This window comes from Silanimonas sp. (genome assembly GCF_044377035.1).
Lineage (GTDB): Bacteria > Pseudomonadota > Gammaproteobacteria > Xanthomonadales > Xanthomonadaceae > Silanimonas.
The window spans coordinates 137,389-162,681 of sequence record NZ_JBILJW010000002.1 but is presented as its reverse complement, the minus strand read 5'-3'; the positions used below and the strand labels follow the sequence as shown (position 1 = coordinate 162,681).

The 25,293-nt window shown below is 68.2% G+C and carries 26 protein-coding genes; 21 read left to right on the top strand and 5 right to left on the bottom strand.

Annotated features, from left to right (window positions below):
- Positions 1 to 137: 137 nt before the first annotated feature.
- Positions 138 to 2,195 carry an alpha/beta hydrolase family protein gene (locus ACIQ6S_RS01830; RefSeq protein ID WP_397606855.1) on the bottom strand — a complete coding sequence of 686 codons (2,058 nt, stop codon included), beginning with the start codon at positions 2,193 to 2,195 and terminating at the stop codon, positions 138 to 140.
- Positions 2,196 to 2,368: 173 nt separating this feature from the next.
- A complete protein-coding gene (locus ACIQ6S_RS01825) occupies positions 2,369 to 5,245 on the bottom strand; it encodes a TonB-dependent receptor plug domain-containing protein (protein WP_397606854.1) in 2,877 nt (958 codons plus the stop codon).
- Between the two features lie 138 nt (positions 5,246 to 5,383).
- Between ACIQ6S_RS01825 and apbC the strand changes: the two genes are divergently transcribed.
- The 3 genes from apbC (at position 5,384) to ACIQ6S_RS01810 (ending at position 7,355) form a co-directional block, all read left to right on the top strand.
- The gene (gene apbC / locus ACIQ6S_RS01820; RefSeq protein ID WP_397606892.1) at positions 5,384 to 6,496 is read left to right on the top strand and encodes an iron-sulfur cluster carrier protein ApbC; all 1,113 of its coding nucleotides are present in this window, start codon (positions 5,384 to 5,386) and stop codon (positions 6,494 to 6,496) included.
- Between the two features lie 69 nt (positions 6,497 to 6,565).
- Entirely contained in the window at positions 6,566 to 7,138 is a 573-nt protein-coding gene (dcd, locus tag ACIQ6S_RS01815) for a dCTP deaminase (protein WP_297875266.1), read from the top strand.
- A 10-nt stretch (positions 7,139 to 7,148) separates the two neighbouring features.
- Positions 7,149 to 7,355 (top strand): hypothetical protein, encoded by a 207-nt coding sequence (locus ACIQ6S_RS01810; protein ID WP_397606853.1) that lies wholly within the window; start codon positions 7,149 to 7,151, stop codon positions 7,353 to 7,355.
- Positions 7,356 to 7,441: 86 nt separating this feature from the next.
- On the opposite strand, the gene ACIQ6S_RS01805 is transcribed toward ACIQ6S_RS01810, so the two are convergent.
- The 3 genes from ACIQ6S_RS01805 to ACIQ6S_RS01795 are packed head-to-tail and all read right to left on the bottom strand — an operon-like array spanning position 7,442 to position 10,368.
- The gene (locus ACIQ6S_RS01805) at positions 7,442 to 9,250 is read right to left on the bottom strand and encodes a DUF4153 domain-containing protein (protein WP_397606852.1); all 1,809 of its coding nucleotides are present in this window, start codon (positions 9,248 to 9,250) and stop codon (positions 7,442 to 7,444) included.
- 12 nt (positions 9,251 to 9,262) lie between these two features.
- Complete coding sequence (locus ACIQ6S_RS01800; protein ID WP_397606851.1) at positions 9,263 to 9,700, bottom strand: HIT domain-containing protein; 438 nt, start codon at positions 9,698 to 9,700, stop codon at positions 9,263 to 9,265.
- Complete coding sequence (locus ACIQ6S_RS01795) at positions 9,697 to 10,368, bottom strand: dienelactone hydrolase family protein (RefSeq protein WP_397606850.1); 672 nt, start codon at positions 10,366 to 10,368, stop codon at positions 9,697 to 9,699. Before ACIQ6S_RS01795 ends, ACIQ6S_RS01800 begins: the two co-directional genes overlap by 4 nt.
- A 92-nt stretch (positions 10,369 to 10,460) precedes the next feature.
- Here ACIQ6S_RS01795 and rimO point away from each other — a divergent pair, with 92 nt between their 5' ends.
- The 18 genes from rimO (at position 10,461) to ACIQ6S_RS01705 (ending at position 25,293) form a co-directional block, all read left to right on the top strand.
- Complete coding sequence (gene rimO, locus ACIQ6S_RS01790; protein ID WP_397606849.1) at positions 10,461 to 11,834, top strand: 30S ribosomal protein S12 methylthiotransferase RimO; 1,374 nt, start codon at positions 10,461 to 10,463, stop codon at positions 11,832 to 11,834.
- Between the two features lie 67 nt (positions 11,835 to 11,901).
- Positions 11,902 to 12,429: a hypothetical protein gene (locus ACIQ6S_RS01785; RefSeq protein WP_397606848.1), complete on the top strand. Its 528-nt coding sequence runs from the start codon at positions 11,902 to 11,904 to the stop codon at positions 12,427 to 12,429.
- A gap of 3 nt (positions 12,430 to 12,432) precedes the next feature.
- Positions 12,433 to 13,299: a pirin family protein gene (locus ACIQ6S_RS01780; protein ID WP_397606847.1), complete on the top strand. Its 867-nt coding sequence runs from the start codon at positions 12,433 to 12,435 to the stop codon at positions 13,297 to 13,299.
- Between the two features lie 4 nt (positions 13,300 to 13,303).
- The gene (locus tag ACIQ6S_RS01775) at positions 13,304 to 13,570 is read left to right on the top strand and encodes a hypothetical protein (RefSeq protein WP_397606846.1); all 267 of its coding nucleotides are present in this window, start codon (positions 13,304 to 13,306) and stop codon (positions 13,568 to 13,570) included.
- Positions 13,571 to 13,749: 179 nt separating this feature from the next.
- Complete coding sequence (locus ACIQ6S_RS01770; RefSeq protein WP_397606845.1) at positions 13,750 to 14,637, top strand: hypothetical protein; 888 nt, start codon at positions 13,750 to 13,752, stop codon at positions 14,635 to 14,637.
- On the top strand, positions 14,634 to 15,278 hold the full coding sequence (locus tag ACIQ6S_RS01765; protein ID WP_397606844.1) for a hypothetical protein: 645 nt from the start codon (positions 14,634 to 14,636) through the stop codon (positions 15,276 to 15,278). The genes ACIQ6S_RS01770 and ACIQ6S_RS01765 overlap by 4 nt, the downstream gene beginning before the upstream one ends.
- A complete protein-coding gene (gene gspM / locus ACIQ6S_RS01760) occupies positions 15,275 to 15,997 on the top strand; it encodes a type II secretion system protein GspM (protein WP_397606843.1) in 723 nt (240 codons plus the stop codon). Before ACIQ6S_RS01765 ends, gspM begins: the two co-directional genes overlap by 4 nt.
- A complete protein-coding gene (locus ACIQ6S_RS01755) occupies positions 15,990 to 16,319 on the top strand; it encodes a hypothetical protein (protein ID WP_397606842.1) in 330 nt (109 codons plus the stop codon). The genes gspM and ACIQ6S_RS01755 overlap by 8 nt, the downstream gene beginning before the upstream one ends.
- Positions 16,319 to 17,974, top strand: coding sequence for a pilus (MSHA type) biogenesis protein MshL (gene mshL, locus ACIQ6S_RS01750; RefSeq protein WP_397606841.1), 1,656 nt, complete (start codon positions 16,319 to 16,321; stop codon positions 17,972 to 17,974). The genes ACIQ6S_RS01755 and mshL overlap by 1 nt, the downstream gene beginning before the upstream one ends.
- Complete coding sequence (locus ACIQ6S_RS01745) at positions 17,971 to 18,912, top strand: ExeA family protein (RefSeq protein WP_397606840.1); 942 nt, start codon at positions 17,971 to 17,973, stop codon at positions 18,910 to 18,912. Before mshL ends, ACIQ6S_RS01745 begins: the two co-directional genes overlap by 4 nt.
- The gene (locus ACIQ6S_RS01740) at positions 18,909 to 19,763 is read left to right on the top strand and encodes a tetratricopeptide repeat protein (RefSeq protein ID WP_397606839.1); all 855 of its coding nucleotides are present in this window, start codon (positions 18,909 to 18,911) and stop codon (positions 19,761 to 19,763) included. Before ACIQ6S_RS01745 ends, ACIQ6S_RS01740 begins: the two co-directional genes overlap by 4 nt.
- Positions 19,764 to 19,765: 2 nt before the next feature.
- Positions 19,766 to 21,499 carry a GspE/PulE family protein gene (locus ACIQ6S_RS01735; RefSeq protein WP_397606838.1) on the top strand — a complete coding sequence of 578 codons (1,734 nt, stop codon included), beginning with the start codon at positions 19,766 to 19,768 and terminating at the stop codon, positions 21,497 to 21,499.
- Between the two features lie 3 nt (positions 21,500 to 21,502).
- Complete coding sequence (locus ACIQ6S_RS01730; RefSeq protein WP_397606837.1) at positions 21,503 to 22,726, top strand: type II secretion system F family protein; 1,224 nt, start codon at positions 21,503 to 21,505, stop codon at positions 22,724 to 22,726.
- 10 nt (positions 22,727 to 22,736) lie between these two features.
- Positions 22,737 to 23,252, top strand: a complete 516-nt coding sequence (locus tag ACIQ6S_RS01725; RefSeq protein ID WP_397606836.1) for a hypothetical protein — start codon at positions 22,737 to 22,739, stop codon at positions 23,250 to 23,252.
- A 139-nt stretch (positions 23,253 to 23,391) separates the two neighbouring features.
- Positions 23,392 to 23,859 (top strand): type II secretion system protein, encoded by a 468-nt coding sequence (locus tag ACIQ6S_RS01720; protein WP_397606835.1) that lies wholly within the window; start codon positions 23,392 to 23,394, stop codon positions 23,857 to 23,859.
- A 14-nt stretch (positions 23,860 to 23,873) separates the two neighbouring features.
- Entirely contained in the window at positions 23,874 to 24,272 is a 399-nt protein-coding gene (locus ACIQ6S_RS01715; RefSeq protein ID WP_397606834.1) for a type II secretion system protein, read from the top strand.
- A gap of 90 nt (positions 24,273 to 24,362) precedes the next feature.
- Positions 24,363 to 24,845 carry a Tfp pilus assembly protein FimT/FimU gene (locus tag ACIQ6S_RS01710; protein WP_397606833.1) on the top strand — a complete coding sequence of 161 codons (483 nt, stop codon included), beginning with the start codon at positions 24,363 to 24,365 and terminating at the stop codon, positions 24,843 to 24,845.
- Positions 24,835 to 25,293: a prepilin-type N-terminal cleavage/methylation domain-containing protein gene (locus tag ACIQ6S_RS01705; protein WP_397606832.1), complete on the top strand. Its 459-nt coding sequence runs from the start codon at positions 24,835 to 24,837 to the stop codon at positions 25,291 to 25,293. The genes ACIQ6S_RS01710 and ACIQ6S_RS01705 overlap by 11 nt, the downstream gene beginning before the upstream one ends.

Below are 25,293 nucleotides of genomic sequence, written 5' to 3'. Positions count from 1 at the left end.
TTGTGTCCCCACACAGTGACGAGCCCTAGGGAGAGGCTAGCAGGAGTGTGAAAGATTTGTGTGGGAGGCGGCGCGGCCCCAAACGACGAAGCCCGGCGCGAGGCCGGGCTTCGAAGGAAACACCGATCGATGGTCGATCAGTGGCCGGTGCTGGTGCTCGCGGCGGGCGCGCGGTTCGACGTCGCCATCTTGCACTCGTTGTTGAGGAAGTTCTCGATGAGCGTCAGGCCCTGGTCCACCTGGCGCGGATACCACGGCAGGCTGTGCGGCTGGTCGGCGATCAGTTCGAACTTCGCCGGCACCTTGTCCTTGACGGCGTTGTAGAAGTTCTGCGCGTGCCAGGCCGGCGTGCGGACGTCGCGGTCACCCACGTACAGCAGTACCGGGATGTTGGCCTTGTCCGTGTTCTGCATCGGGTCCATGCCCTTCACGGTGGTGCCTTGGACGATGCGCTGCAGGCGGTTCTCGCTCCACGTGTTGCCGAGGCGGGCGAGGTCGGTGACCGGCGCGCCCGAGATGGCGCAGGCGTAGGGGCTGTTCTCGCGAACCACTGCGGCGGCGGCGGCGAAGCCACCGTAGGAGTAGCCGAAAATGGCAATGCGATCCGCATCGGCGATGCCCTGCTCGACCAGCCACGCGGCGCCGTCGTCCTTGTCGTCCTGCATCTTCTGTCCCCACTCGGCGTCACCGCTGAGCCACAGGCGACGGCCGAGGCCCGAGGAGCCTCGGTACTGCGGGCGCAGCACGGCGTAGCCGCGCGAGGTCAGGAAGGGCACCCAGCCGCTCGCGTCCCAGCCGCCGACGTCGCGCGACCACGGGCCGCCGTGCGGGTGGATGATGGTCGGCAGCGGGCCCTGCTCCGGCGTCCAGCCGGCCGGGAGGTCGAGGATGCCCGGGATCTTCATGCCATCGCGGGCCGTCCACGTCACCCAGCGCTGTTCGCCGATGTCGTTCGGGTCGATGCCGGTGCGCTCCGTGCCCAGCGGCAGCACCTGCTTGCCGTCGACCAGCAGGAAGTAACGCGGCGGATGGCGGTTGCTCTCGGTGCTGAACAGGAACTTCTTGCGGTCGTCGGTGTAGCTCAACACGTTGACCTGCTGGCCCGGGAAGGCCTGCTTCAGGCCTTCATGGATGGCGGCCAAGCCCGGCTCCACCCAGGTCGTCTCGATGTTCATCGCGGCGACGGTGTAGCCCAGGACCTTGTTGAAGTCGCTGGGGCGAGTGCCGAGGACGATGTTGGCGATCGAGAACTCCGGATGCGCGATCAGCGGCTCGTCGTCGAACTCGCGGGTCTTCGGGTCGTACATGCGCGCCTGCACGAGGTCCGAGAACAGGTCGGTCAGCACATAGAACTTGCCGGTGGCCTCGTCGCGACCGACGAAGTTGAACTCGAAGCGGTCATTGATCTTGCGGGTGAGGTTGTCATGCACCTCGAACTCGCCCGTTTCCGGGTTCTTGATCAGGACGCGCTGCTCGAAGGTGCTGCCGACGGCTTCGAGTTCGTTCTTGGTCAGCAGGTCGCCGGTGCGCGGGTCGAACAGGCCGGGCGTGGCGCGGCCGCCGGCGCGGTAGACCAGCTCCGTGGCCTGCGTGCGGAGGTTGAAGCGGTAGTAGTCGGTGCGCAGCGTGCCCATGTTGGTCTGCTGCACCAGCACGTTCTCCGGGTCCAGCGGCAGCTGGTTCACCAGCCCCGCCGATCCGAAGATTTCGAAACAGCGCTGTTGCAGGTCGCTGACGCCCATGGCGCGGCCCTTGTCGGCGAAGGCTTCATCGAACGACGACTGCGTGCTGTCGGTGAGGTAGGCCTTGGTGACGAAGGTCTTGGTGTTGCCGATCGACTGGCCTTCGCCGCCGCACTCACCGATCGCGCCGGTGAACTCCTGACGGCCGACGACGAAGATGTGGTCGGACTTCAGCGCCGAGGCGCTGATGAACTTCATGCGGTCGCCGGAAGCCGTGACCGTCGGACCCGCGCCAAGATTGTCGAGGTCCCAGGTGGCGAGGGAGGTTTCGAATTCCTCGGCGTCGGCCTTGCCGATCAGCGCGACGATGCGCTTGCCGTCGCTGCTCATCGAGAGCGACTGGATTTCCGGCATCTTCGCGAAGGCGTCGACGGGGATCGGATCGCGGGCGGCGCTGCCGCCTGCCGCGGCCATCGCCGCGAAGGCGAGGCTGGAGAGAACTGCGGATCGCATAGGGGGTCTCTGGAAGGGCGAGGGTGGACGTGTCGGAAGACGACCGGCCGAGTGTGGCGCGGAGTCGTGTTCAGTGGATGTGCAGAAAGGCAGGGGGAAGTGTGTGAAGGCCCCTCCCGCCCAAAGAAAACGGCCGGGCGAACCCGGCCGTTTTCCGTCAGCTCAGCTGCCGCTTAGAAGCGGTAGTTGAAGCGGGCGAACAGCGAACGGCCCATCCAGTCGTACTGGGTGGCGAACGCCGGCGTGTTGCCGAAGCGCGTCGCAGTACCGGTCGAGACCGTCGGCGGCTTCTTGTCGAACGCGTTGTCGAGACCGACCAGCACGTCCCAATCGGCCTGGCGGTACAGCACCGAGAAGCTGTGGTAGATCGCAGCCTCGGCCTTGCTGTCGTACACCGGGTTGGCGTTGCCGAAGTACGTCGCCGGGGTGACGAAGCCACCCACGCCGAGGTTGTCGGTTTCGTCGACGTAACGCATGCCCCAGGTGTACGTGTAGTCACCACGCACGAGGGCCGAGCGGATGCTGCCGACGAGGGCCGGACGGCTGATCTCGGTGTTGCGGTCGTTGTTGTTGAAACCGCTGGCCTGCGCGCTGCTGAACAGCTGCTCGATGTCTTCCATCGTGTACGTGAACTGGCTTTCGACTTCGACCTTGCCGAAGCTGAAGTCGCCATCCCAACGCACGTTCAGGTCATAACCGCGGACGAGCTGGCGGTTGATGTTGACGTACGAAGCGCGGACGTTCGTGATGTTGAACGGATTGACCGTCGCGTTGCCCGGGTTACGGGTGAACAGGTTGCAGAACTCGTTCGGGAACACCGGCAGGGCGTAGCAGCTGCCGACGATCGCGCCGCCGCCCAGCGTGCTGATCTGGTCACGCACTTCGATCTCGAAGTAGTCCAGCGAGGCGCTGACGTTGGCGAACTCCGGGGTGAACACGAGGCCGGTGGTGAACGACTTCGAGGTCTCCGGCTTCACGACGCCCAGGCCGCCACCCGTGATGATGGTGGCCGACGAACCGGCGCCCGTGTAGTTCTGCGGAATGCCCGCGGCGGCGCAGTTGGTGCGGATGTTCGGGTTGGTGGCGTTGCCCCAGTCGATGCAGGGGTCGATGCCGAGCTGGCCGACGAAGCTGGTCAGGTTGCCCAGGTACAGCTCGTACAGGCCCGGAGCGCGGTACGACGTGCCGTTGGTGGCACGCAGGCGCAGCGACGGGATGATCTGCCAGCCCATGCCGACCTTCCACACGGAGTCGGAGTTGGCGACGGTGTCGTACTTGAACACGCGGGCCGAACCGTTGAAGGTCAGCTGCTCGACCAGCGGCAGGCCGGCCAGCACCGGGACTTCGACTTCGCCGAAGATTTCGGAGATGTAGTCCTTGCCGCGGGTCGGCTGGGCGCCGCTCTGGCCCCACGCGCTGCCCGACTGCTCGAACGCGCTCGGCGTGTCGTCGATCGAGATGCGGCGGAACTCGGTGCCGAAGGCGGCACCGGCGATGCCGGCCGGGGTCTCGAACAGGTCACCGTTGATGGTGCCGTTGGCGACCATCTGGGTGTAGACGGTGTTGCCGGTGTGGTACTGGCCGATGCGGTCGATCAGGCCCTGCATGCCCGAGCCGTTGAGCAGCGCCGGCGACAGGTAGTTGATCGGGATGCCGCCGCCGTTGCGGTCGAGCTGCACGTCGCCGGTCAGGTCGCGGTTGATGGCGAGCACTTCGTAGTCACCGCTCGAGCGGCTGTACGTGGTGTCGAAGCGCCAGCCCCACGAGGTGTCACCGAAGCCACCGTTGAAGCCCGAGGCGAAGTACCAGTAGTCGACGTCGATGTTCTGGTCCGACTTGAACGGCATGATCGGCTGGATCACGCCGGTGAAGCCGAACGGACGGCCGTCGATCGCCGGGAAGAACTGGCGGAACTGGCGCGATTCGGTCTGGCGGTTGGTGTAGAGCAGCTGGCCGGTCCAGTTGATATCACCGAAGGTGAAATCAGCCGACGAGAACAGGCTGGCGCGCTCCTGACCCGAGAAGACGTGCGACGAACCGACGAAGTCGAAGTTCAGCACGTCCTGGTAGAACGCCGGGTTGCCACCGATCGCGTTCGAGTTGCCGCGCGGGCGGTAGCCCGGGATCGGGCCGACGGTCGAGCCGTCCGGCGACGGGATGTAGCGCAGGCCGGTGACGGCGTCGATGACCGTGTTGGCGTACAGGTTGTTGCAGCCGCCGAGCGAGGTATTGCCGATGATCGAGCGGTCGACGCGGTCGATGATCTGGCCGTTGGCGTTGCGGACGAGGTCCTGCGGGCAGTTCAGGAAGTCACGGTCTTCGCGCAGCAGCGGCTCGGAATCCCACCACTGGAAGGCGGCGACGACGCTGCCGTTGTCGAAGTCCCAGCCGGTGGCGCCGGCGATCGAGTAGTTCGAGCCACCCGACTGCTCCGGCAGGTCGGTGTCGAAGGTCACGACCGTGCGGTCGACCGACTTGCGGGTGATCAGGTTGGCCACGCCGGCGACGGCGTCGGAACCGTAGACCGAACCGCCGCCGTCCTTCAGCAGCTCGACGCGCTGCAGGATGACGCTCGGGATGACATTGAGGTCGAACGCGCCGACCTGGCCGCGGGTACCGGCCGGGCCCGGACGACGGCCGTCGAGCAGGACGAGGGTGCGGTTCGCACCGAGGCCGCGCAGCGACAGGGTCTGGACGCCGTTACCGCCCTCGACTACGAAGCCCGAGAACTGGTTGCTGATCTGGGTCGAACCGGCAGCGACGTTGGACGTCTGCAGGATCGAGGTGGTGTCGAGCTGGCCGAGCGTGGCGCTCGTGTCAGCGGTGATGATCTGGACCGGCGAGACGCTGTCGAAACCGAGGCGGCTGATGAGCGAGCCGGTGACGGTGACCTTCTCGAGCTGCTTGGGCTGCTCGCCGTCCTGCGTCGATTCTTCAGTGGTTTCGTCCTGGTCGGCCTGCTGGGCGAACAGGTAGGGGCCGTACAGGCTGGTCATGACGGCCAGGGCGAGCGGGAGGCGCGCGAGGCTCTTGTGACGCTTGGTGGACATGCGAGGAGTCTCCGGTTTGGGATTCGGCATCGGTTCAGACGCCTGAGCGATTTATTAACACCGGAGCGCGATTAATGCAAATGAAACAAATGCCCCGGAATGCAAATTCTTGATGCCCCGGACCGGGCCGATGGCAAGATGCCGGCCGATTTCCCGACGGCCTTTCCCGTGATCCCGAACGAGCTCCTGACCGCGGCCCTGGCCGCGATTTCCGACCCCCACACCGGGGAGCCCCTGTCCCCCTCCGTCATTCGCTCGGTGGGCGAGGACGCCGGTCGGGTCATGGCCGTCCTGCAGCTGCCCTACGCCGCCGCCTCCTGGCATGACGAGCTGGCGGCCCGGGCCGAGGCGGCCCTCCGGGCGGTGCCCGGGGTGGTCTCGGCCCAGGTCGAGGTCGGTTCGCGGGTGCTGGCCCACAAGGTCCAGAAGGACCTGACCCCCCTTCCCGGAGTGAAGAACGTCATCGCCGTGGCCTCGGGGAAGGGTGGAGTGGGCAAGTCGACGACGGCCGTGAACCTGGCCCTGGCCCTGGCGGCAGAGGGGGCGAGGGTGGGGGTGCTGGATGCCGACATCCACGGCCCGTCGATCCCGATGATGCTCGGCCTGTCCGGCAAGCCCGACAGCCCGGACGGCCAGATGATCCTGCCGAAGCGCGCCCATGGCCTGCAGGCGATGTCGATCGGCTTCTTCCTCGGCGAGGACCAGCCCGCGATCTGGCGCGGCCCGATGACCACCCAGTACCTGCAGCAGCTGCTGACCGGAACGGCCTGGGACGAACTCGACTACCTGGTGATCGACCTGCCGCCGGGCACGGGCGACATCCAACTCACGCTGGCCCAGCGGGTGCCGGTCTCGGGGGCGGTGATCGTGACCACGCCGCAGGACATCGCCCTGCTGGACGCGAAGAAGGCCCTGAAGATGTTCGAGAAGGTCGAGGTGCCGGTGCTCGGCATCATCGAGAACATGGCCATGCACTGCTGTTCGAAGTGCGGCCACGTCGAACACATCTTCGGCGAGGGCGGCGGGCAGGCGATGTCCGATCGGTACGGCGTGCCGCTGCTCGGTTCGCTGCCGCTGGACATCCGCATCCGCGAGCAGGCGGACGGGGGAGCGCCCACGGTCGTCGCCGAACCCGGTGGCGCGATCGCCCAGGCCTACCGTCTGATCGCCCGGAAGACGGCGGCGCGCTTGTCCATGCAGGCCAAGAACAAGCAGATCGCCTTCCCCAGCATCGTGATCCAGGACACCTGAGCCGACCGGGGTGCGCGGCCCGCCGCGGCTTCACGCTAAGCTTTCGCTCCCCGAACACGCAGGCCGCGCATGAGCATCAAGAGCGACAAGTGGATCCGCCGGATGTCCGAAGTTCCGAACGGCATGATCGAGCCCTTCGAGCCCGGGCAGGTCAAGCATGGCGCCGACGGCCACCGCATCGTCAGCTACGGCACGTCGAGCTACGGCTACGACGTGCGCTGCGCGCGCGAGTTCAAGATCTTCACCAACATCAACTCGACGATCGTCGACCCGAAGGCCTTCGATCCGTCGAGCTTCGTCGACGTCGAATCCGATGTGTGCATCATCCCGCCGAACAGCTTCGCGCTGGCGCGTACCGTCGAGTACTTCCGCATCCCGCGCGATGTGCTGGTGGTCTGCCTCGGCAAGAGCACGTACGCGCGCTGCGGGATCATCGTCAACGTCACGCCGCTGGAGCCGGAGTGGGAAGGCCACGTGACCCTCGAGTTCAGCAACACCACGCCGCTGCCGGCCAAGATCTACGCCGGCGAGGGCGTGGCGCAGATGCTGTTCTTCCAGTCGGATGAAGTTTGCGCCACCAGCTACCGCGATCGCGGCGGCAAGTACCAGGGCCAGACCGGTGTGACGCTGCCGAAGACCTGATGGGACCGGCGTGGTGCCCTTTAGCGTGGATGTATCGCGCTATGGCGCCACCACCATCGACATCGGTGCGCCGGGCTGGAGCATCTGGTCGACGGTGTCGTCGCAGCCCCGCCGCAACGGCGCTATTGCCTTGGGCGACGCCGGCTACCACGGCACCACCAAAGCGCGACGCCCACGACGTCGCTCAATGGCCGGGTGGTCAGCAATGGCCGCCTGAACGTCAGCGGCTTCTGATCGGGGCCTTCCAAACGAAGACGCGAAAGGCCCGGGAAACCGGGCCTTTCTTTTTCGTGGGCCAAGCCCTTACGGCGTGGCGACCGCGGCGTTGGCTTCGGACGATTCGACGCGTTTCGGGGGGGTGTCGCCGAAGGCGATGTCTCGGAACCGCGGGGCGACGGTCGTGATCCGGCCTTCGCGGATCGCCTCCAGGGTCGTTCGCCGCTGATTTTCGTCCTCGATCCAGGTGCTGATTTGCCCCTGTGCCGACCAAGCACCGGCCGATTCGACGAAGACGTGGCACGACACGAAGTCGTTCTCTGCGGCATGGCAAACAAGCACGTCGGCGCGGCCATCGGCATCGACATCAAGGTGATTTGCTATGCAGGTCCCGCCGTAGCGCGAGCAGTAAGGGTTCTCGCCCTCGCCGCTGACCAGGACCGACGCGAGCAATGCCTCGGGCAAGGCGGGCTGGCCCGCGGGAACCCGGATGCGCGCTGCGAGCTGTGCAGGAGATTCGGGCGGCGTGCGTTCGGTTTCCCAGTGGTAGCGTGCTGGTCGTTCGCGGATCTCGGCCAAAGTCGAGACGAAGTCCTTGGACGCGTGGGGTGCTTCGGCGAGGGCGTCCAAGGCCGCAACGCCGCGACGCCCGCTTTCGAATCGGAGGTACTCGAGCCGATCCCGGACCGCCTCATCGACCACCGTTTCGTTCGCTGCGGTTTCGATCCGTTCCCGTTGGCTGGCGACTGCAAGGCGATGGGGGTCGAGGATCGGGGAGTTGCCCAGCAGACCAATGCCGATCAACAGCAAAGAGGCGGCGATATTCACTCGCGGCAGCTTCGTCATCCACGCGCCCGCGGGGCGCAAGGCTGCCCAAGCGTATCCAAGGGCGTAGGCGCCCAGCATCACCACGGCCACCAGTGCCCAGAAGCGATCCGTGGTCCAGCCATGCTCGTCGATGCGGACGATGACGGCATGGAGGGCGATCCCAGCGAACACCGGCAGGGCAACCATGGCTGCGTCCACCAGCCAGCGCAGGGCGCGCGGATAGGGCGATGCGCGGCCGTTCTGGACCACGGCGTTCAGCAGCAGTACCAGCGCGGCGACGAGCAGCGAAAGTGTGGAGGCCGTGCTCGCCGCGGCGCGGAGCGGCGCGAGGCCGGTAAACGGCAGCGTCAGCAGGAAGATCATGGCGATGAAAGCTGCCAACGGAAGGAACCCCGTGAAGATCGCGAACAGCACATTCCGTGCCACCTGCATCGCACGGTGCTGCGTCCGCGCCACCAGCACGCCCAGCCCGGCGAAGAGGCCGGAGGCCATGTAGATGAAGGGGTCCTCGCTGAACAGCCGATGGAAGAGGTCGATGCCGATGAGCTGGAACAGCGCCTGCCAGAGCGTCAGCAGCAGCCAGCCCAAGCCCGTCATCACGCAGACCACCTTGAGGGTGAGTGCGTTCTGCCACGCCAGCGCGAACAGGTCGTCGTAGGGCGCGCCGAAGCGGCCGAGCGCCAGTCGGACCTGCAGGTAGGGCAGGGCGACGAAGGCGATGAGGGCCATCGAGACGGCGAACGGTCCGAGCGTGGCGGATGCTGTGGTACCCGGCGCACCGGTCACGCTCCAAGCCGCCCAAGCCGCCGCCGCCCCGAAGATCGCGGTGGCCAAGACGGTGTTACTCCAGAATCGAGGGTCGTCGAGGCGTTGCAGAGACAGCTGCATCATGCTCGGGACCACCAGCACCAGCGTGTACCACGGCACCTGCCCGGACAGGTCGGAGAGGATCGGCCACCCCTGCCCGTCGCCGTATTCGACGAGATACAGCAGCAGGCTCTGCAGCAGGGCCAGCAGAACGATGGCGCTTTTCTCGCGTCGTGCCAGGGTGGGGGCGGTGTCGTCCATGGTCGGGGATTCTCAGGGGGGGTGGGGGAGCGCTCTCGGCGGAAGGGCATCCAGTGCGCGTGCCAAGGCCGATGCGATCGTCGGCCCATCGCCTCCGTAGGCGCGCCGCGTTCCCGCGCCCCACACGGGGCCCGGCCAAGCCGCATCACCCTCGCGACGCCCAACGACGTGCACGTGCAGCTGCCGCACGATGTTGCCGAGCGCGCCGATGTTGAGTTTGTCGATAGGGGCGAAATGCGCGCGGAGCAGGGCGCCGGCCTGGTTGATCTCGGCCAGCAGCAGGCGCTGCGAAGCGCCGTCCAGGTCGATCCACTCCGTAGCGCCCGGCACGCGCGGCACCAGCACCAGCCAAGGGAAGCGGGTGTCGTCCATCAGGCGCAGTTGCGACAGCGGGCCGTCAGCGATGAAGACCGAATCGGCCTCGAGCCGGGGGTCGAGCGTGAAACTCATCGCAGCGTTCGGGTGAAGAAGGCGAGGGTGCGCTGTAGCGCTGCCTGCGCCGAGGGCTCGTGGTAGTCGGCGCGCTGATCGCAGTTGAAGCCGTGCCCCGCGGGCCAGACCTCGATATGGGCCTCGGGCAGGTGTTCGCGGTGCAGGGCCACGTGGTCCGGCGGGATGAGTGGGTCGGTTTCGCCGAAGTGCATCAGCAAAGGGGCCTTCGGGTGCTCGTGGCCGAGGAAGGGCACGGTGCGACCGCCGTAGTAGCTCACAGCGGGGAGACCCAGCCGGCAGTTGGCGAGGAAGGCCGCCGTGCCGCCCCAGCAGTAGCCGACGACGCCCACCTTGCCGCTGTCCGTCGTGGTCTCGATCTCCCGCGCTGCCGCCTCGATGTCGCCCATCACCCGGTCGAAACCGACCTGGGCCGCGAGTTCGCGTCCGCGGGCCACGCCCGCCTCGTCATAGGCCAGTTCGACGTGCGATTCCACGTGGTCGAAGAAGGCTGGGGCGATGGCCACCCAGCCGTGGGCGGCGAAGCGGTCGACCACGTGGCGGATGTGCGTGCTGACGCCGAAGATCTCCTGCACGACGACGATCGCCCCGTGGGGCGGGATGGGCGGGTCGGCGCGCCAGGCGCTGATCCGCCCCGTGGGCGTCGAGAGCGAAACGGGATGGCCCATATGAACGCGTCCTCAGGGTCGGTGCGGGGTGCCCGGTATACTTGCCGCCCGTTCCCAGCTCGCGCAACCGGCATCAACGCCGGCGCCCCGCCATGTCCCTCAAGAACCCCAAGGTCGGCTTCGTCAGCCTCGGCTGCCCGAAGGCCCTCGTCGACTCCGAGCGCATCCTCACCCAGCTGAAGGTCGAGGGCTACGACATCGTCGGCAGCTACGACAAGGCCGACGTGGTGGTGGTGAACACCTGCGGTTTCATCGAATCGGCGGTCAACGAATCGCTGGATGCCATCGGCGAGGCCATCGCCGAGAACGGCAAGGTCATCGTCACTGGCTGCCTCGGCAAGCGCCCGGAGGAGATCCGCGCGGCCCATCCGGGCGTGCTCTCGATCAGCGGCCCGCAGGACTACACCAGCGTGATGAGTGCGGTGCACGCCGCGCTGCCGCCGAAGCACGATCCCTTCACCGACCTGCTTCCGGCCCCGCGCAGGCGCGGCAAGAAGGATGACGGGATGATCGAAGGCGTGGGCTTGAAGCTGACGCCCAAGCACTACGCGTACCTGAAGATTTCCGAAGGCTGCAACCACCGCTGCAGCTTCTGCATCATCCCCTCGATGCGCGGCGACCTCGTGTCACGGCCGGTGGACGAGGTGCTGCGCGAAGCCGAGAAGTTGGCGATGGGCGGCGTCAAGGAGCTGCTGGTGATCTCGCAGGACACCAGCGCCTACGGCGTCGATGTGAAGTACGCCGCCAAGACCTGGCGCGACCGCGAGTACCAGACCCGCATGACCGACCTCGCGCGGGGCTTGGGCGAGCTCGGCCTGTGGACGCGCCTGCACTACGTCTACCCGTACCCGCACGTTGACGACGTCATCCCGCTGATGGCCGACGGGAAGATCCTTCCCTACCTCGACGTGCCGCTGCAGCACGCCAGCCCGCGCATCCTCAAGCTGATGAAGCGCCCTGCCGCGGCCGAGAAGCAGCTCGAGCGCATCCTGCGCTGGCGCGAGATCTGCCCCGAACTGACCATCCGCAGCACGTTCATTGTTGGATTCCCGGGGGAAACGGAGGACGACTTCGAGCAGCTGCTGGACTTCATTGATGCGGCCGAGCTCGATCGCGTGGGTGCCTTCCCGTACTCGCCGGTGACCGGCGCCAAGGCCAACGACCTGCCCGATGCCGTGCCGGAAGACGTGAAGCAGGAACGCCTCGCGCGCTTCATGGAGCTGCAGGCGCAGATCAGCGCGGAGAAGCTCGAGCGCAAGGTCGGCACGGTGCAACAGGTCATCATCGACGCCATCGATGGTGATCTCGCGATTGGCCGTTCGAAGGGCGACGCGCCCGAGATCGACGGCACGGTGCAGGTCCAGGATGGTGCGGCGCACAAGCTGAAGCCGGGCCAGTTCGTCGATGTCCGCATCATGGGCGCGGACGAGCACGACCTGTTCGGGCTGGTGGCCGGGCAGGACTGACCGCCAGCCTCCGCGGCCGCGCGGGGCGCTGCGGTATCCTCGGGCTCCCTTCCTTGAGCCCGCCGACATGACCGAGTCCACGAGCGCCGCGCCGCTGTCGCGCCACCCCGTCGTCACCGGAATCGTCGGCTTCTGCGCCGGCCTAGTCATCGCCTACGGCATCGGCCTGTGGCAGCGCAGCAGCGCCTTGTCCGCGCAGGCGGAAGCGAACGCCGCCGTGATTGTCGCCAAGGACACCGAGATCGCCGCCAGCGCGGAGCGCCTGGTTGAAGCCCAGCGGGCCGCCACCGCCGCCGAGAGCCGCAACGCGCTCAGCAAGGCCCGGCTGGCCATCTTCCAGGCCCTCAACGACCTCGACCAGCGCAATTTCGGCGTCGCTGGAGATCGCTTGCGTGATGCCGCGACGCAGCTCGACGCGGTTGATGCCGCCAGCCTCGGCCTTGATCCGGCGCTGCTCTCGACCCTGAAGGCGGAAATCGCCGGCACCCAGGTGCTGGTCGCCACCGATTTCGAACAGCAGCGCCTGCAACTGCTCGAGCTGGCCGCCCGCATCGACGCGCAGACCGCCGCTGCGGCCGGCTCCGGCGCTCCCTGAGCGATGCCGGGCGTTCTCTCCATCGCCGGGCGCGATCATGACCTCGGCGGGGGCTTCGTCGTCCGCCGCCTGTTGCCCCACGCGAAGCGTCGCTCCGTCGGGCCGTTCGTCTTCCTCGATCACATGGGGTCCCATGGATTCCCGCCGGGGCAGGGCATCGACGTCCGCCCGCACCCGCATATCGGCCTGTCGACCCTGACCTGGCTTTGGGACGGGGCCTTGATGCATCGCGACAGCGTGGGTTCGGTGCAGGCTATCCGTCCCGGCGACGTGAACTGGATGACCGCGGGGCGCGGCATCGTGCATTCCGAACGCACGCCGGACGCCGAGCGTGCCAGCGGCCAACGCGTCGAAGGGCTGCAGACGTGGCTGGCGATGCCCGAGTCCGAAGCTGAAGCCGCACCGTCCTTCCAACACGTGCCGGCCGCCGACGTGCCGATCCTGCACCGCGACGGCGTGGACATCGCCATCGTCGCCGGCCACGCCTTCGGCCAGCGCTCGCCGGTCCGCACCTGCGTCGACACGCTGTACGCCAGTGTCCGGTTCGCGCCCGGCGCATTCCTCGATCTGGACGACGAACACGAAGAGCGTGCGGTGTACCCGCTGGAGGACGGGCTGGTGTTGGACGGTGAACCTCTCGCCGCGCGCCAGTTGCACGTGCTGTCGGGCCGTGGCGACGTGCGCTTCGCATCGACGGCGCCCCTGCGCGCCATGCTGCTCGGCGGTACGTCGCTTGGGCCGCGCGTACTCTGGTGGAACTTCGTCGCGACGACGCGCGAGCGGATCGAACAAGCCAAGGTCGACTGGGCGGCACAGACGCTCGGCACGGTGCCGGGCGAGTCCGAATTCATCCCGCTTCCGGAGCGTTGATCCGATGGTCGAATGGTGGACGAATGTGGCCGGATGGCTTCCGTGGTGGGCTTGGGTCATCGCGAGTGGACTCGCGCTGATCGGGTTCACGCTGTCGTGGGCGTCGGCCTTGGCCGTGATCTCCGCCGCGGGGTCGAACCATGGCGTGTTGACGCCGCGCCAACGCCGCATGGCGCGTTACGCATCGATGGCGTCACTCGCCGCCATTCCACTGACTGCGGCGCTCGGGCTCTTTGCCATCCTTTCAGCCGCGTGGGCGCTCTTCACCTGATTCCGAGGTGAAAATCGGTGAGGCCGGGATCGTTTCCATTGACCATCCCGGCCTGCTGTGAAAGGCTGCGGCCAATTCGACAGTCAGCGCGCACGTGGCGCGCAGGGGCAGTACGGTCGTCCATGGCAAAGACTGGATGGGGTTTCTTCTCGAAGCGTCGCCGCCGCCCCGTGGGGCATGTGGCCCTGTCCCTGTCGATGGATCGTCTCGCGCTCGTCGTCCGCCCGGCGGATGGTCGTCCGGTTCGGGCCTACGAGCGCGCCGCGGGCGCCGATGTCGGAGCCACCCTGCAATCGCTCGTGCGGGAGGCCGACGCGGCCGGTATGGCCTGCGAGTGGGTGCTCGAGCCCGGTGCCTACAGCCTGCAGCAAGTCGACAAGCCGGCAGTGCCGCCGGCGGAATGGGTGCAGGCGCTGCGCTGGAAGGTGCGCGACCTGATCGGTTTTCCGATCGATGACGCCGTGATGGACGCCTTCGAGGTGCCCGGCCTCGACAGCCGCGGCCGCCCGCCCACCCTCTACCTCGCGGTCGCCCGCAAGGACGAATTGCGCCCCCGCATCGCCCAGATCGAGGCGGCAGGCCTGCAGCTCTCGAGCATCGGCATCAGCGACTTGGCGTGGGCCGAGGCGGTGCGGACGCTCTCACCGGGCGACGACAGCCAGGCCGCGCTGGTCATCGATGCCCGTGGCGGCACCATGCTGGCGATGCGCGAGAACACGCTGTTCGTGGCCCGCCGTTTCGAGTTCGATGGCGACGACCAGCGCGTGCTGCGCGAGCCGCAGGCGGGCCGTACCGAGCGTCTGTTCGAGCGCATCGCCCTTGAGCTCCAGCGTACCCTCGACTATTTCGACCGCACGCACCAGCGCCCGCCGCCGCGTCGCCTGCTGCTGCTGGCCGGCTTGGAAGGCCTCGATGGCCTGGGGGAATCGCTGCGCAACAGCCTTGGACTGGACGTGCAAAGCGTTTCGCCGGAGTCCGCTTGGCCTGAATTGTCGGCGCTGCCCGAGGCCGCTCGCGTCCGCGTCGCGGCCCTGTCCGCCGTCGGCATGGGGGCGGGCCGCGCATGAGCACGCAACGCATCGATCTCTACCGCGACGACCTCCGTCCGCTCGAGCCCAGCGAGGAACTGCCGCGGAACCTCGCCCTGATCGGCCTCGCCGCGTTCGCGATGCTGGTCTGGGGCGGCATCGCCCAATGGCGGGCTTCGGTTTCGGCGGAGCGCCTCGCTGCGCTGAACACCGAACAGGCATCGCTGCAGGCGCAGATGACCACCGCCTCCGAGCAACTTGCCGCCCGCAAGCCCGATGCGGCACTCACCGTGGCCCTCGTCGAAGCGCAGTTCGGCGTCGATGGCCGCCGCTGGCTGGTCGACGAATTGGCCCGCGCCGGCGACGAGGTGGTGACCTTCAGCCACGTGCTCGAGGGCCTGGGGCGCCAACGGCCGGCGCCGCTCTGGCTGACCCGCATCCGCGTGGCCGAGGCCGGCGCGGAGCTTGGTCTGGGCGGGCGCACCTTGGATGCGGACGCCGTTCCGGGCTTCCTGCAGGGGCTGTCGACCGAAGACGGCCTGAAGAATCGGGAGTTCACGCACTTCGCCATCGAGCGTCCGAAGGACGCCGGTGAGCCGCTGCGGTTCGACATGGCCACCGATTGCGTTGCGCTGGCCGCGGGCTGCACGACGAAGGCGGAAGCGGAGGACGCCCCATGAGTCGGTTCGTCGCTCTCCAGCAGCGCTTCGATGCCATGCAGCCGCGCGAGCGCCTGCTCATCAGCCTCACCGGCGGCGTATTGCTCGTTCTCGGGCTTTACGTGCTGTGGATCGAGCCGGCCAGCAAGTCGGCCGCTTCGAACGCCGCGCAGATCGAATCCCTGACGCCGCAAGTCGAGAGCGCGCGGGCCGCGCTGGCCCTCGTGCAAGAGGAGTTGGCCCGGGACCCCGAGGCGGAGCGCCGCCTCGCGCTGGATCGCCTTAAGCTGGAATCCGGCGAACTTGACGCCCGGTTGCGCGCCGACGAGGCCGCCGTGATCCCGCCGGGGCGCATGCCCGCGGTGCTGCGTGACCTGCTCGGACGCGATGCGCGGCTCACCGTGCTCGGCGTCCGGGCGCTGCCGCCCGAGGTGCTGCGCTGGTCGCCCGCGCCGGCTCCCGCGCCGCCCCCGGGCACGACGACGGCGGCCCAGGGCGCACCCGCCGCGGAGGCATCGGTGCCGTCCACGGAGGGCATTCCGGCGCTCTACCGCCACCGCGTGGTGCTGCGGTTCGAGGGGGACTACGCGGCGGCGCTGGACTACGTCCGCGCCGTCGAAGCCTTGCCGTTCCGCGTGCGCTTGCACGATCTCGATGTCGACGCCGAGCGCTGGCCGGCCCTGACGATCACGCTGACGGTGGAAACCCTGGGCCTGCAGGAGGGCTGGATCGGTGTCTGAGCGCCTTCGCCTCCTGCTGGTCGTCGCCGCCCTGGGAGGGCTGGTCGGGGCCGGCGTTCCCGACCCGACGCGGCCCGCCATCGCGCCCCGCGTTGTGGCCAGCGAGGCTGCCCCCGTCGCGGCCCTCGTCCTTCAATCCACCTTGGTCTCGCCGAGCCAGCGCAGCGCCATCATCAACGGACAGCGCTACCGCCTCGGCGATGCCGTCGGCGACGCCCGCCTGGAGGCCATCGGCCCCGGCTGGGTGCGCTTGCGCAGCCCCACGGGCAGCACCGAGCTGCGCCTGTCCTTCACGAATTCCACCCGACCGGTGAACCGCTGATGTTCCGACTCCTGCCGATCCCGCTGGCCCTGCTCCTGGTCGCGCCGCTGGCCGCCCAGACGCCGTCGCCCGCCACGCCCGCGCAGGCCGCGACGCCGCCGCCTGCCGTCACCCGCGCCCTGGTCGCGCCGCCGCCGCGTCCAGCAGCGGCCCCGCGCTTCAACGTCGATGTCGACGAAGTGCCGGCGCGCGCCTTCTTCATGAGCCTCGTACAGGACACCGCCATCAACATGGTGGTGCACCCGGACGTGGCCGGGAACATCAGCCTCAGCCTGAAGAGCGTCACCGTGCCGGAGGTGCTCGAGGTCGTCCGCGAGGTCTACGGCTACGAGTACGAGCCGCGCGGCAACGGCTACATCGTGCTGCCGGCCCGGCTGCAGTCGCGCGTGTTCGAAGTCGACTACCTGCACCTCCAGCGCGTCGGCGAGTCGCGCACGCGCGTGAATGCCGGTGACCTCACGAGCAGCGAGAATGGCGGCAGCCAGAGCAGCAGCGGATCGGACGGGAGCGGCGGCGAAGACGGCGAGTCGGGCGGCGGCGGCAGCGGCCGCAGCGAGGCCTTCACCAGCCGCGTCCGCACGCGCAGCGAATCCGACTACTGGGCGGAGCTGGACCGTGCGCTGCATGCCATCGTCGGTGACGGCCCGGGCCGCTCGGTCATCGTCAGCCCGCAATCCAGCACGGTCGTCGTGCGCGCGCTGCCTTCGGAGATGCGCGACGTGCAGCGCTACCTCGAGGCCGTGCAGGGCGCGGTGACGCGCCAAGTCATCCTCGAGGCGCGGATCATCGAGGTGACGCTCAACGACAAGTTCCAGGCCGGCATCAACTGGGCCCAAGTGGTGGACAGCGGCGCCGGCATCATCGGCCAGACCGGCGGCGGCGCCATCTTCGGCCCCGATGGCCGTTCGGAAATCGGCGGCAACACCGGCAGCTTGGATCCGAACAATCCCTCGCTGCCGGATGGCACCGCCACCTCGGCGTTCGGCGGCGTGTTCACGATCGGCTGGCAGCGCGGTGACTTCAGCGCCTTCGTCGAACTGCTGAAGCAGCAGGGCGACGTCCGCGTGATGTCGAGCCCGCGGGTGTCCGCCACCAACAACCAGAAGGCCGTCATCAAGGTCGGCAGCGACGAGTTCTTCGTCACCGGCATCAGTGGCGCGCAGAACCAGAGCGTCGGCAACCAGACCCAGCAGACCGACCCGTCGCTGGAGCTCACGCCGTTCTTCTCCGGTATCTCGCTCGACGTGACCCCGCAGATCTCCGAGGACGGCAACGTGCTCCTGCACGTGCAGCCGACGATTTCGGAGGTGCAGGACCAGACCAAGCTCATCGTCGTCGGCGACCGCGATTACCGCCTGCCGCTGGCCGTGAGCGCCGTGCGCCAGAGCGATTCCATCGTGCGTGCCGGCAACGGACAGCTGATCGTGATCGGCGGTCTGATGCAGGACAGCGAGACGCGGCAGAACGCGCGCACGCCGTTCCTCGGTGCCATCCCGGTGCTCGGCCACCTGTTCCGCCAGACGCGCAACACCGGCCGCAAGACGGAGCTGGTGATCCTGCTTCGCCCCACGGTCGTCGAAGGCGCCGAGACCTGGAATCGCGCCGCGCAGCCGCGCCTCGACGAGACGCGCGCGCTGCAGTCGGAAACCCCTTGACCGGTGGCCTGGCCACGGCGATGTACGAAGAGCACTTCGGCCTCCGCCAGGCGCCGTTCTCGCTGACGCCGGACACCGGCTTCTTCTTCCGTAACGATGCGCATGTCGAAGCCCTGCAGGTGCTTCGCGTCGCACTCGACGCCGGCGAAGGCTTCATCAAGGTCACCGGCGAAGTCGGCACCGGCAAGACGCTGCTCTGCCGCCTGCTGCTGAACAGCCTCGACGAGCAGTGGGTGACGGCCTGGGTGCCCAACCCCTACCTCGACCCGGACGCCCTGCGTCGCGCCATCGCCGACGAGCTGCGCGTCGCGCTCGGCCCCACGCCGCGGCAGCACACGCTGGTCAAGAAGCTTCAGGAGCGACTGATCGAACTCGCCGCCAGCGGCAAGCGCGTGGCCGTCATCATCGACGAGGCGCAGGCCCTGTCGGATGAAAGCCTCGAGGCGCTGCGGCTGCTGTCGAACCTCGAGACCGAGACCCGCAAGCTCCTGCATGTCGTTCTGTTCGGGCAGCCTGAACTGGACGAGCGTCTGGCGCAGCCGCAGCTGCGCCAACTGCGGCAGCGCATCGGCTTCGGCTACCGCCTGCAGCCGCTCGACGCCGACGGCGTGGCGCTCTACCTGCAGCATCGCCTTTCGGTGGCCGGTTACAACGGCCGGCCGCTGTTCGCGCAGCGCGCCCTGCGCCGCCTGCACCGCGCGAGTGGCGGCATTCCGCGCCTGGTGAACGTGCTCGCGCACAAGGCCCTGCTGCTGGCCTATGGCCGCGGACTGCGCGAGGTTTCGGAGGCCGAAGTGGCGCTGGCCGTGCGCGATACCGATGGTGCTGCAGCGCCCGCGCGCGCTGGCTGGGGCAAGGCGGCGGCGTGGTCGGCCGCTGTCGCCGCCGCGATCGCTGGCGCGTTCTTGGTGTGGCGTTTCGCCGGGGGTGCGGCATGAGCGTGATCAACCAGATGCTGCGCGACCTCGATGCGCGCGGGCAGGGCGATGCGGCGTCGCGTCACGCCGCGATGGCTTCGGTGGGGCAGCCCGTGGGCCATCACGCCTCGTCATGGCGCTCGCGACGTCTCTGGTGGTGGGTGGCGGCCGCGAGCGTCGCGCTCGCGCTCACCGCCGTGCTGCTGGTGGTGAACCGGTGGCAGGCCGTCGAACGGCTGGCCGAGGCGGGCGTCGACAGCGAGGCGAAGGGATCGGCCCATCCTGAAGCTCCGGTCGAGGCCACGGTCGTCATGCCGGCCGCGCCGCAGGCGGCGAGCATCGTCCCGGGACCCGCTCAAGTGCCAACGCCGACGCCGGTCGTTGCGGCACAGGTGGAGACCTCCCCCGTGGAGCCGCCGGTGGTGCCTTCGGCAACCTCGACCGCCGCCGCGCCGCCACCATCAGTGCCAGCACCGGCCGCACGCGCCACCATCGAGCGCATTGCCACCGTGGTCGATCCGCTCGATGCCGCGCGCGTGGCGCTTGCCGAGGGCCGCGCCGATGCGGCCCTCGCCGCGCTGGCCGTCCAGCCCGAAGCGGGTGCCGAGCGCGATGCCCTCGAAGCGGCTGCGCTTCAGCAGCTCGGGCGCCATGCCGAGGCCGAACAGGCTTATCGACGCGCCCTGCGGCGCGAGCCGGACGTCGGGGCCTGGTGGGCGGGGCTGGGCATCTCGCTGGACACGAGCGGTCGTGGCGACGAGGCGCTCGACGCCTTCCGTGAAGCCCAGCGCCGCGGCCCGCTCGATCCGGCTTTGGCAGACTATCTTGGCGAGCGGGTCGAGGCCCTGTCCGCCGGCGAACCATCGAGGTGACCATGTCCACGCTACCCAGTGCCGCCGTAAAGAAAATCCGCATCGGCGACCTGCTGGTCGAGAACGGCCTCATCACGGCCGAACAGCTGCAGCACGCGCTCTCCGAGCAGCGGAAGCTCGGCTCGAAGCTCGGGCGCACGCTGATCGACCTCGGCATGGTCAGCGAGAACGACATGCTGCAGCTGCTCTCGCGGCAGCTCGCCATTCCGTTGATCGACCTGCGCAGCTACCGCTTCGAGCCGGCCCTGGTGCGCAAGCTGCCGGAGACGCTCGCACGCCGCTTCCGCAGCATCGTGCTGAAGGAGGAGGGTGGCGGCTACGTCGTCGGCATGGCCGACCCCACTGACCTGTTCGCCTACGACGAGCTGGCACGCGTGCTGGGCGGCAAGGAGATCCGGCTCGCGCTGGTGCGCGAGGACGAGGTGCTCCGCACCTTCGACACCGTCTACCGGCGCACCGAAGAGATCAGCTCGCTCGCGCAGGAGCTCTCCGAGGAAGTCAGCAACGATGCCGCGCTCGACGTCTCCCAGCTCGGACTCGGCGAGGACACGGCCGACGCGCCGGTGGTCAAGCTGCTGCAATCGCTGTTCGTCGACGCCGTGCAGGCGGGTGCTTCCGACATCCATATCGAACCCGACACCGACTGCCTTCGCCTGCGCCAGCGCGTCGATGGCGTGTTGAACGAGCAGATCATCCGCGAGCGGCAGATCGCCTCGGCGCTGGTGCTGCGCCTGAAGTTGATGGCGGGCCTGAACATCTCCGAGAAGCGCATGCCGCAGGACGGCCGCTTCCAGATCAGCGTCCGCGGCAAGGGCATCGACGTGCGCGTCTCGACGATGCCTGTGCAGCACGGCGAGTCGGTGGTCATGCGATTGCTCGACCAGAGTGGCGCGATGCTCGACCTCGATTACCTCGGCATGCCGGCGCCGATGCTGTCGCGGTTCCGCAACATCCTTCAGTCGCCGAGCGGCATCATCCTGGTCACCGGTCCGACGGGCTCCGGCAAGACCACCTCGCTTTACGCCGCGCTGAACTCGCTGAACCGACCCGAGAAGAAGGTCATCACGGTCGAGGACCCGGTGGAATACCGGCTGCCGCGCATCAGCCAGGTGCAGGTCAACACCAAGATCGGCCTCGACTTCGCCGCCGTGCTGCGTTCGGCGCTGCGACAGGACCCGGACATCATCCTCGTTGGTGAAATGCGCGACCAGGAGACGGCCGAAATCGGCCTGCGCGCCGCGATGACCGGCCACCTCGTGCTGTCGACGCTGCACACCAACGACGCCGTCGGCACGGCCGACCGCCTGCTCGATATGGGGGCGCCGGGCTACCTGCTCGCGGCGTCGTTGCGCGTGATCATCGCCCAGCGCCTCGTGCGCCGCGTCTGCGAGAGCTGCGGCGAACGCTATCTCCCGGACGCGCACGACCAGGCCTGGCTGGCCGAGATGCGCCCCGGCATTCCCACCGATAACCTGCGCCGCGGCCGGGGCTGTCAGCACTGCAACGGCACGGGCTACCGCGGGCGCATCGGCGTCTACGAGTACCTCGAGCCCACGCTTGACATGCTCAACGCGCTGCGACGCGGGCAGCACGACGGCTTCGTGAGCGCCGCCTCGCGCGCGCCGCTGTACCGCCCGCTGTCTCAGGCCGCGCTCGACTACGCGCTCGACGGCTTGAGCACCCTCGAAGAGGCGAAGCGCATCGGTGGCGAGATCTCGCCCTCGGGCGCGCACTGACGCATGCCCAGCTTCCTGTACAAGGCGCGGGATGCCCAGGGCCGGCCGGTCAGCGGGTCGGTCGAGGGCCTGTCCAGCGAGGCGGTCGCCCGCCAGCTGGGCAGCAGCGGCATGGTGCCGCTGGAGATCGTCGAGACCAGCAAGCAGGAGCCGCTCGGCGAGCAGTTCATGGCGTCGCTCGGCTTCAACCTGCCGAGCCGGGTCGACCTGATCCTGTTCACCCGGCAGATGTACGCGCTCGCCCGCGCCGGCGTGCCCATCACCCAGGCGTTGCGCCGCCTGTCCACCACCTCGCGCAACGCCACGTTGGGGAAGACGCTGCTGTCGATGCTCGAGGAGCTCGAGGCCGGACGCGACATGGCGACGGCGATGTCGCGGCACCCGAAAGTCTTCGGGCCGCTGCTGACCGCCATCGTTCGCGTGGGCGAGGAGAGCGGCCGCATCGACGAAGCGTTCCTGCGCCTGAACCAGCACCTCGAGCGCGAGCAGAAGGTTGTGGAGCAGGTGAAGACCGCCGTGCGCTACCCGGTGATCGTGCTGGTGTTCGTGGCGCTCGCGGTGTTGGTGATCATGGCCTTCGTGATCCCGGAGTTCTCCAAGCTTTACGGCTCCTTCAACGTCGAGCTTCCGCTGCCGACGCGCATCATCATCGGTACGTCGAATTTCTTTGCCGCCTGGTGGTGGCTGGTGCTCTGCGCGATGGGGGGCGGGGCCTGGTGGCTGCGCCGCTACGTCCAGACCGACGAGGGGCGGCTGCGATGGCATGGGCTGCTGCTGAAGATGCCGATCATCGGCAACATCGTGCTCCGCGCCACGCTGGCGCGCTTCGCGCGGGCGTTCGCCATGGCCACGCGTTCCGGCGTGCCGGTCTTGCAGGCCTTGGCCGTGGTGTCGCTGGCGGTGGAGAACGATGTCATCGCCAAGCAACTGCTCGGCATGCGTTCCGCGATCGAGCGTGGCGAAAGCCTGACTCGCGCCGCGGCGATGCAGCAGTGCTTCACGCCGCTTGTGCTGCAGATGCTGACCGTCGGCGAGGAGACCGGCCAGATCGACGAGATGCTCGTCGAAGTGGCCGACTTCTACGAGCGCGAGGTCGACTACGACGTGCGCAACCTGAACGACCTCCTGCAGCCGGTCCTCACGGTGATCGTCGCCGGCATCGTCTTCGTCCTTGCCCTCGGCGTGCTGCTGCCGATGTGGGACCTCGTGAAGTTGGCCCGGCAGTGAGGCGGATGGCGTGAAGCGCGCGGAATGGCCGGCCCTCGCCACGACGAACGCGGGCTGGCTGCGGCACGTGAACCGCGCCGTGAGCCTGCTGATCGTCGTCGTGCTGTTGACCCTGCTGTTCCGTGCCGGTCGCGACATCCTCGCCGAAGGCGAGCGCATGGCCCTCGATCTCGCAGAGCAGAACCTCGAGAACCTCGTCTGGCTCGAGGGCAAGCGGGTGGTGGCCGAAGAGGGCATGGCCGGGCTGGAGCGCCGAGCGGGCAGCGATCCCCGCGGCTGGGCCCAGGACCGGCTGGCCAAGGTGGCGCTTGCCGACCGGCCCGCGGGCCCGCTGCCCGCCTGGGCAGACGAGCGCTGGAGCTTCGACGGCACGCGGGGTGAACTGGTGTATCGCGTTAGCTGGCTGGAAGGCGGCGACCGGCGCTGGCGAGTCGAGGTCTACCGGGACGACCCCGGAAGTTCGACGCCGGGATTGGCCCGCGACTTGCTCCTCGTTCGCATCGCACCTTCCGGGCCGCCCCCCTGAGCGGAGCGTGCGGGCAGGAATCGTTCACCGCAATTCACGGGACCGTGCATTCTTCCAAGCAAATCAAGGGCGTATAGTCCCTTCATGACGAAGCGTCTAAGCTCCGTCGTATCCCTCCACCAACGACAGGGTTCCGTCCATGCGTCGCCAGTCCGGCTTCACCCTCATCGAACTCGTCATCGTCATCGTCGTGTTGGGCATCCTGGCCGCGTTGGCCGTGCCCCGCTTCATTTCGCTGCAGCGCGAGGCACGGATTGCCGTCATCGATTCGCTGTTCAACTCGATCCGCTCGGGTTCGAACATCATCTACGCCAAGTCGGCGGCCATCGGCGAGTCGGACAATGCGACCGATTCCGTGGATATCGATGGCACCGGCCCCGGCGGCGCCATCGGCACCAATTTCGGTTACCCGCAGGCCGAGCAGGCGGATCTCTCGCTGCTGTTCGACAACCTCTCTCTTCGCTACAATTTCACGGGTGGCGCCGCCGCGGGGGGCTCCACCGTGTCCATCCGCCTCGATGGCATCACCACCTGTTCTGTGACGTACGTTTCTCCCAGCGCGGCGGGCATTTCGCCTACGATCACACGTGACATCACTGGCTGCTGAACCCGGAGCACCCCATGAAGAACCAGAGTGGCTTCACCCTGATTGAACTCGTCATCGTCATCGTGCTCCTTGGCGTGCTTGCCGCCATCGCGGTGCCGCGCTTCGTCAACCTCGAGGACGATGCCCAGGAAGCGGCCCTTAACGCTTCGGCGGCTGCGATCACCTCGGCGATGAATATCAACTACGCAGGATGCGCAGTGAACAACCACGACGCAGCCGACCCCGACTGCGAGCCGGTGGACAGCTGTGGTGACGCCTCGCTGGTCGTCAACGGCGGCCTCGGCAACTTCGAAGTGGCCGCTGATACGGCGATCGCGGCGAACAACGGCAGCACGCTGACCAGCTGCACGCTGCGGCGCACCGGAACCACCACGCCGACGCGCACCTTCACCGCGGTCCGCGCGGGCACCTGATCGCGTTCCGCCCCCGGCTGAACGCGTCCGAGCACGGGGGCGGCAGGGAGACCTGCCGCCCTTCGTCGTTCAGGGCCCCGGCCTGACCGCATGAACCGCCTCCTGCCCCCCCGCCCAGGCCAAGCCGGCTTCACGCTGGTGGAACTGGTGATCGTGATCGTGATCCTCGGCGCCTTGGCCGTCGTGGTGCTGCCTCGCTTGGGCGAGGGAAGCTTTCGCAGCGCGGCGTTCGCGGAGCAGGTGGCGACCGCCTTCCGCTACGGGCAGCGGTTGGCCGTCGCGACCGGTTGCGAGATCCAGGTCGAAGTCAGCAGCGCGACCAGCAGTTACGCGGTGCGTCGCCGCAGTGACGGGACGGACAGGAGTTGCGGAACCGCGGGCGGATTCTCTTTGGACGTCCGGAACCCCGGTGGCTCCGGCGCCTTCAGCGGCACGGCGACCGCAGGCGTCACCGTGACCCAGGGTCTCGTCATCACGTTCAACGCGCAGGGACTGCCGAGCCCGAACGGCGGAACGGCGATCGTCGGCGGGCGCAGCATCATCGTGGAGGCGGACACCGGCCATGTGCGCTGATCGCCAACGCGGATTCACCCTGCTCGAACTGGTGGTGACCCTCGTCATCCTCGGTGTCGCCTTCGCCGCGATCGCCGGCCTCGTCGGCACGCTCGGCGGCGGCAGCGCGTCACCGGTGCTGCAGACGCAGGCGCTCTACATCGCCGAGGGCTACCTCGAGGAAGCGATGCTGAAAGCGTATGCGGACCCGGACGGCGTCAACGAGGGCTGCGGCGCCAGCCGCGATCTGTGGGACGACATCGGGGACTATGCCTGCCTCGCGACCCCGGCCTCGCCGACCGATTCCGCGGGCGTGGCCATTGCCGGCCTCTCGCGCTACCGCGTGGCCATGGTGGTCGATGCCCCGTCGACCGTGGGCGGCGCCACGACCCGGCGGGTGGAAGTGCGCGTCACCAACATCGACGGCGATTTCGACGTTCGGCTCGCGGCTTTGAAGGCACAGTACTGA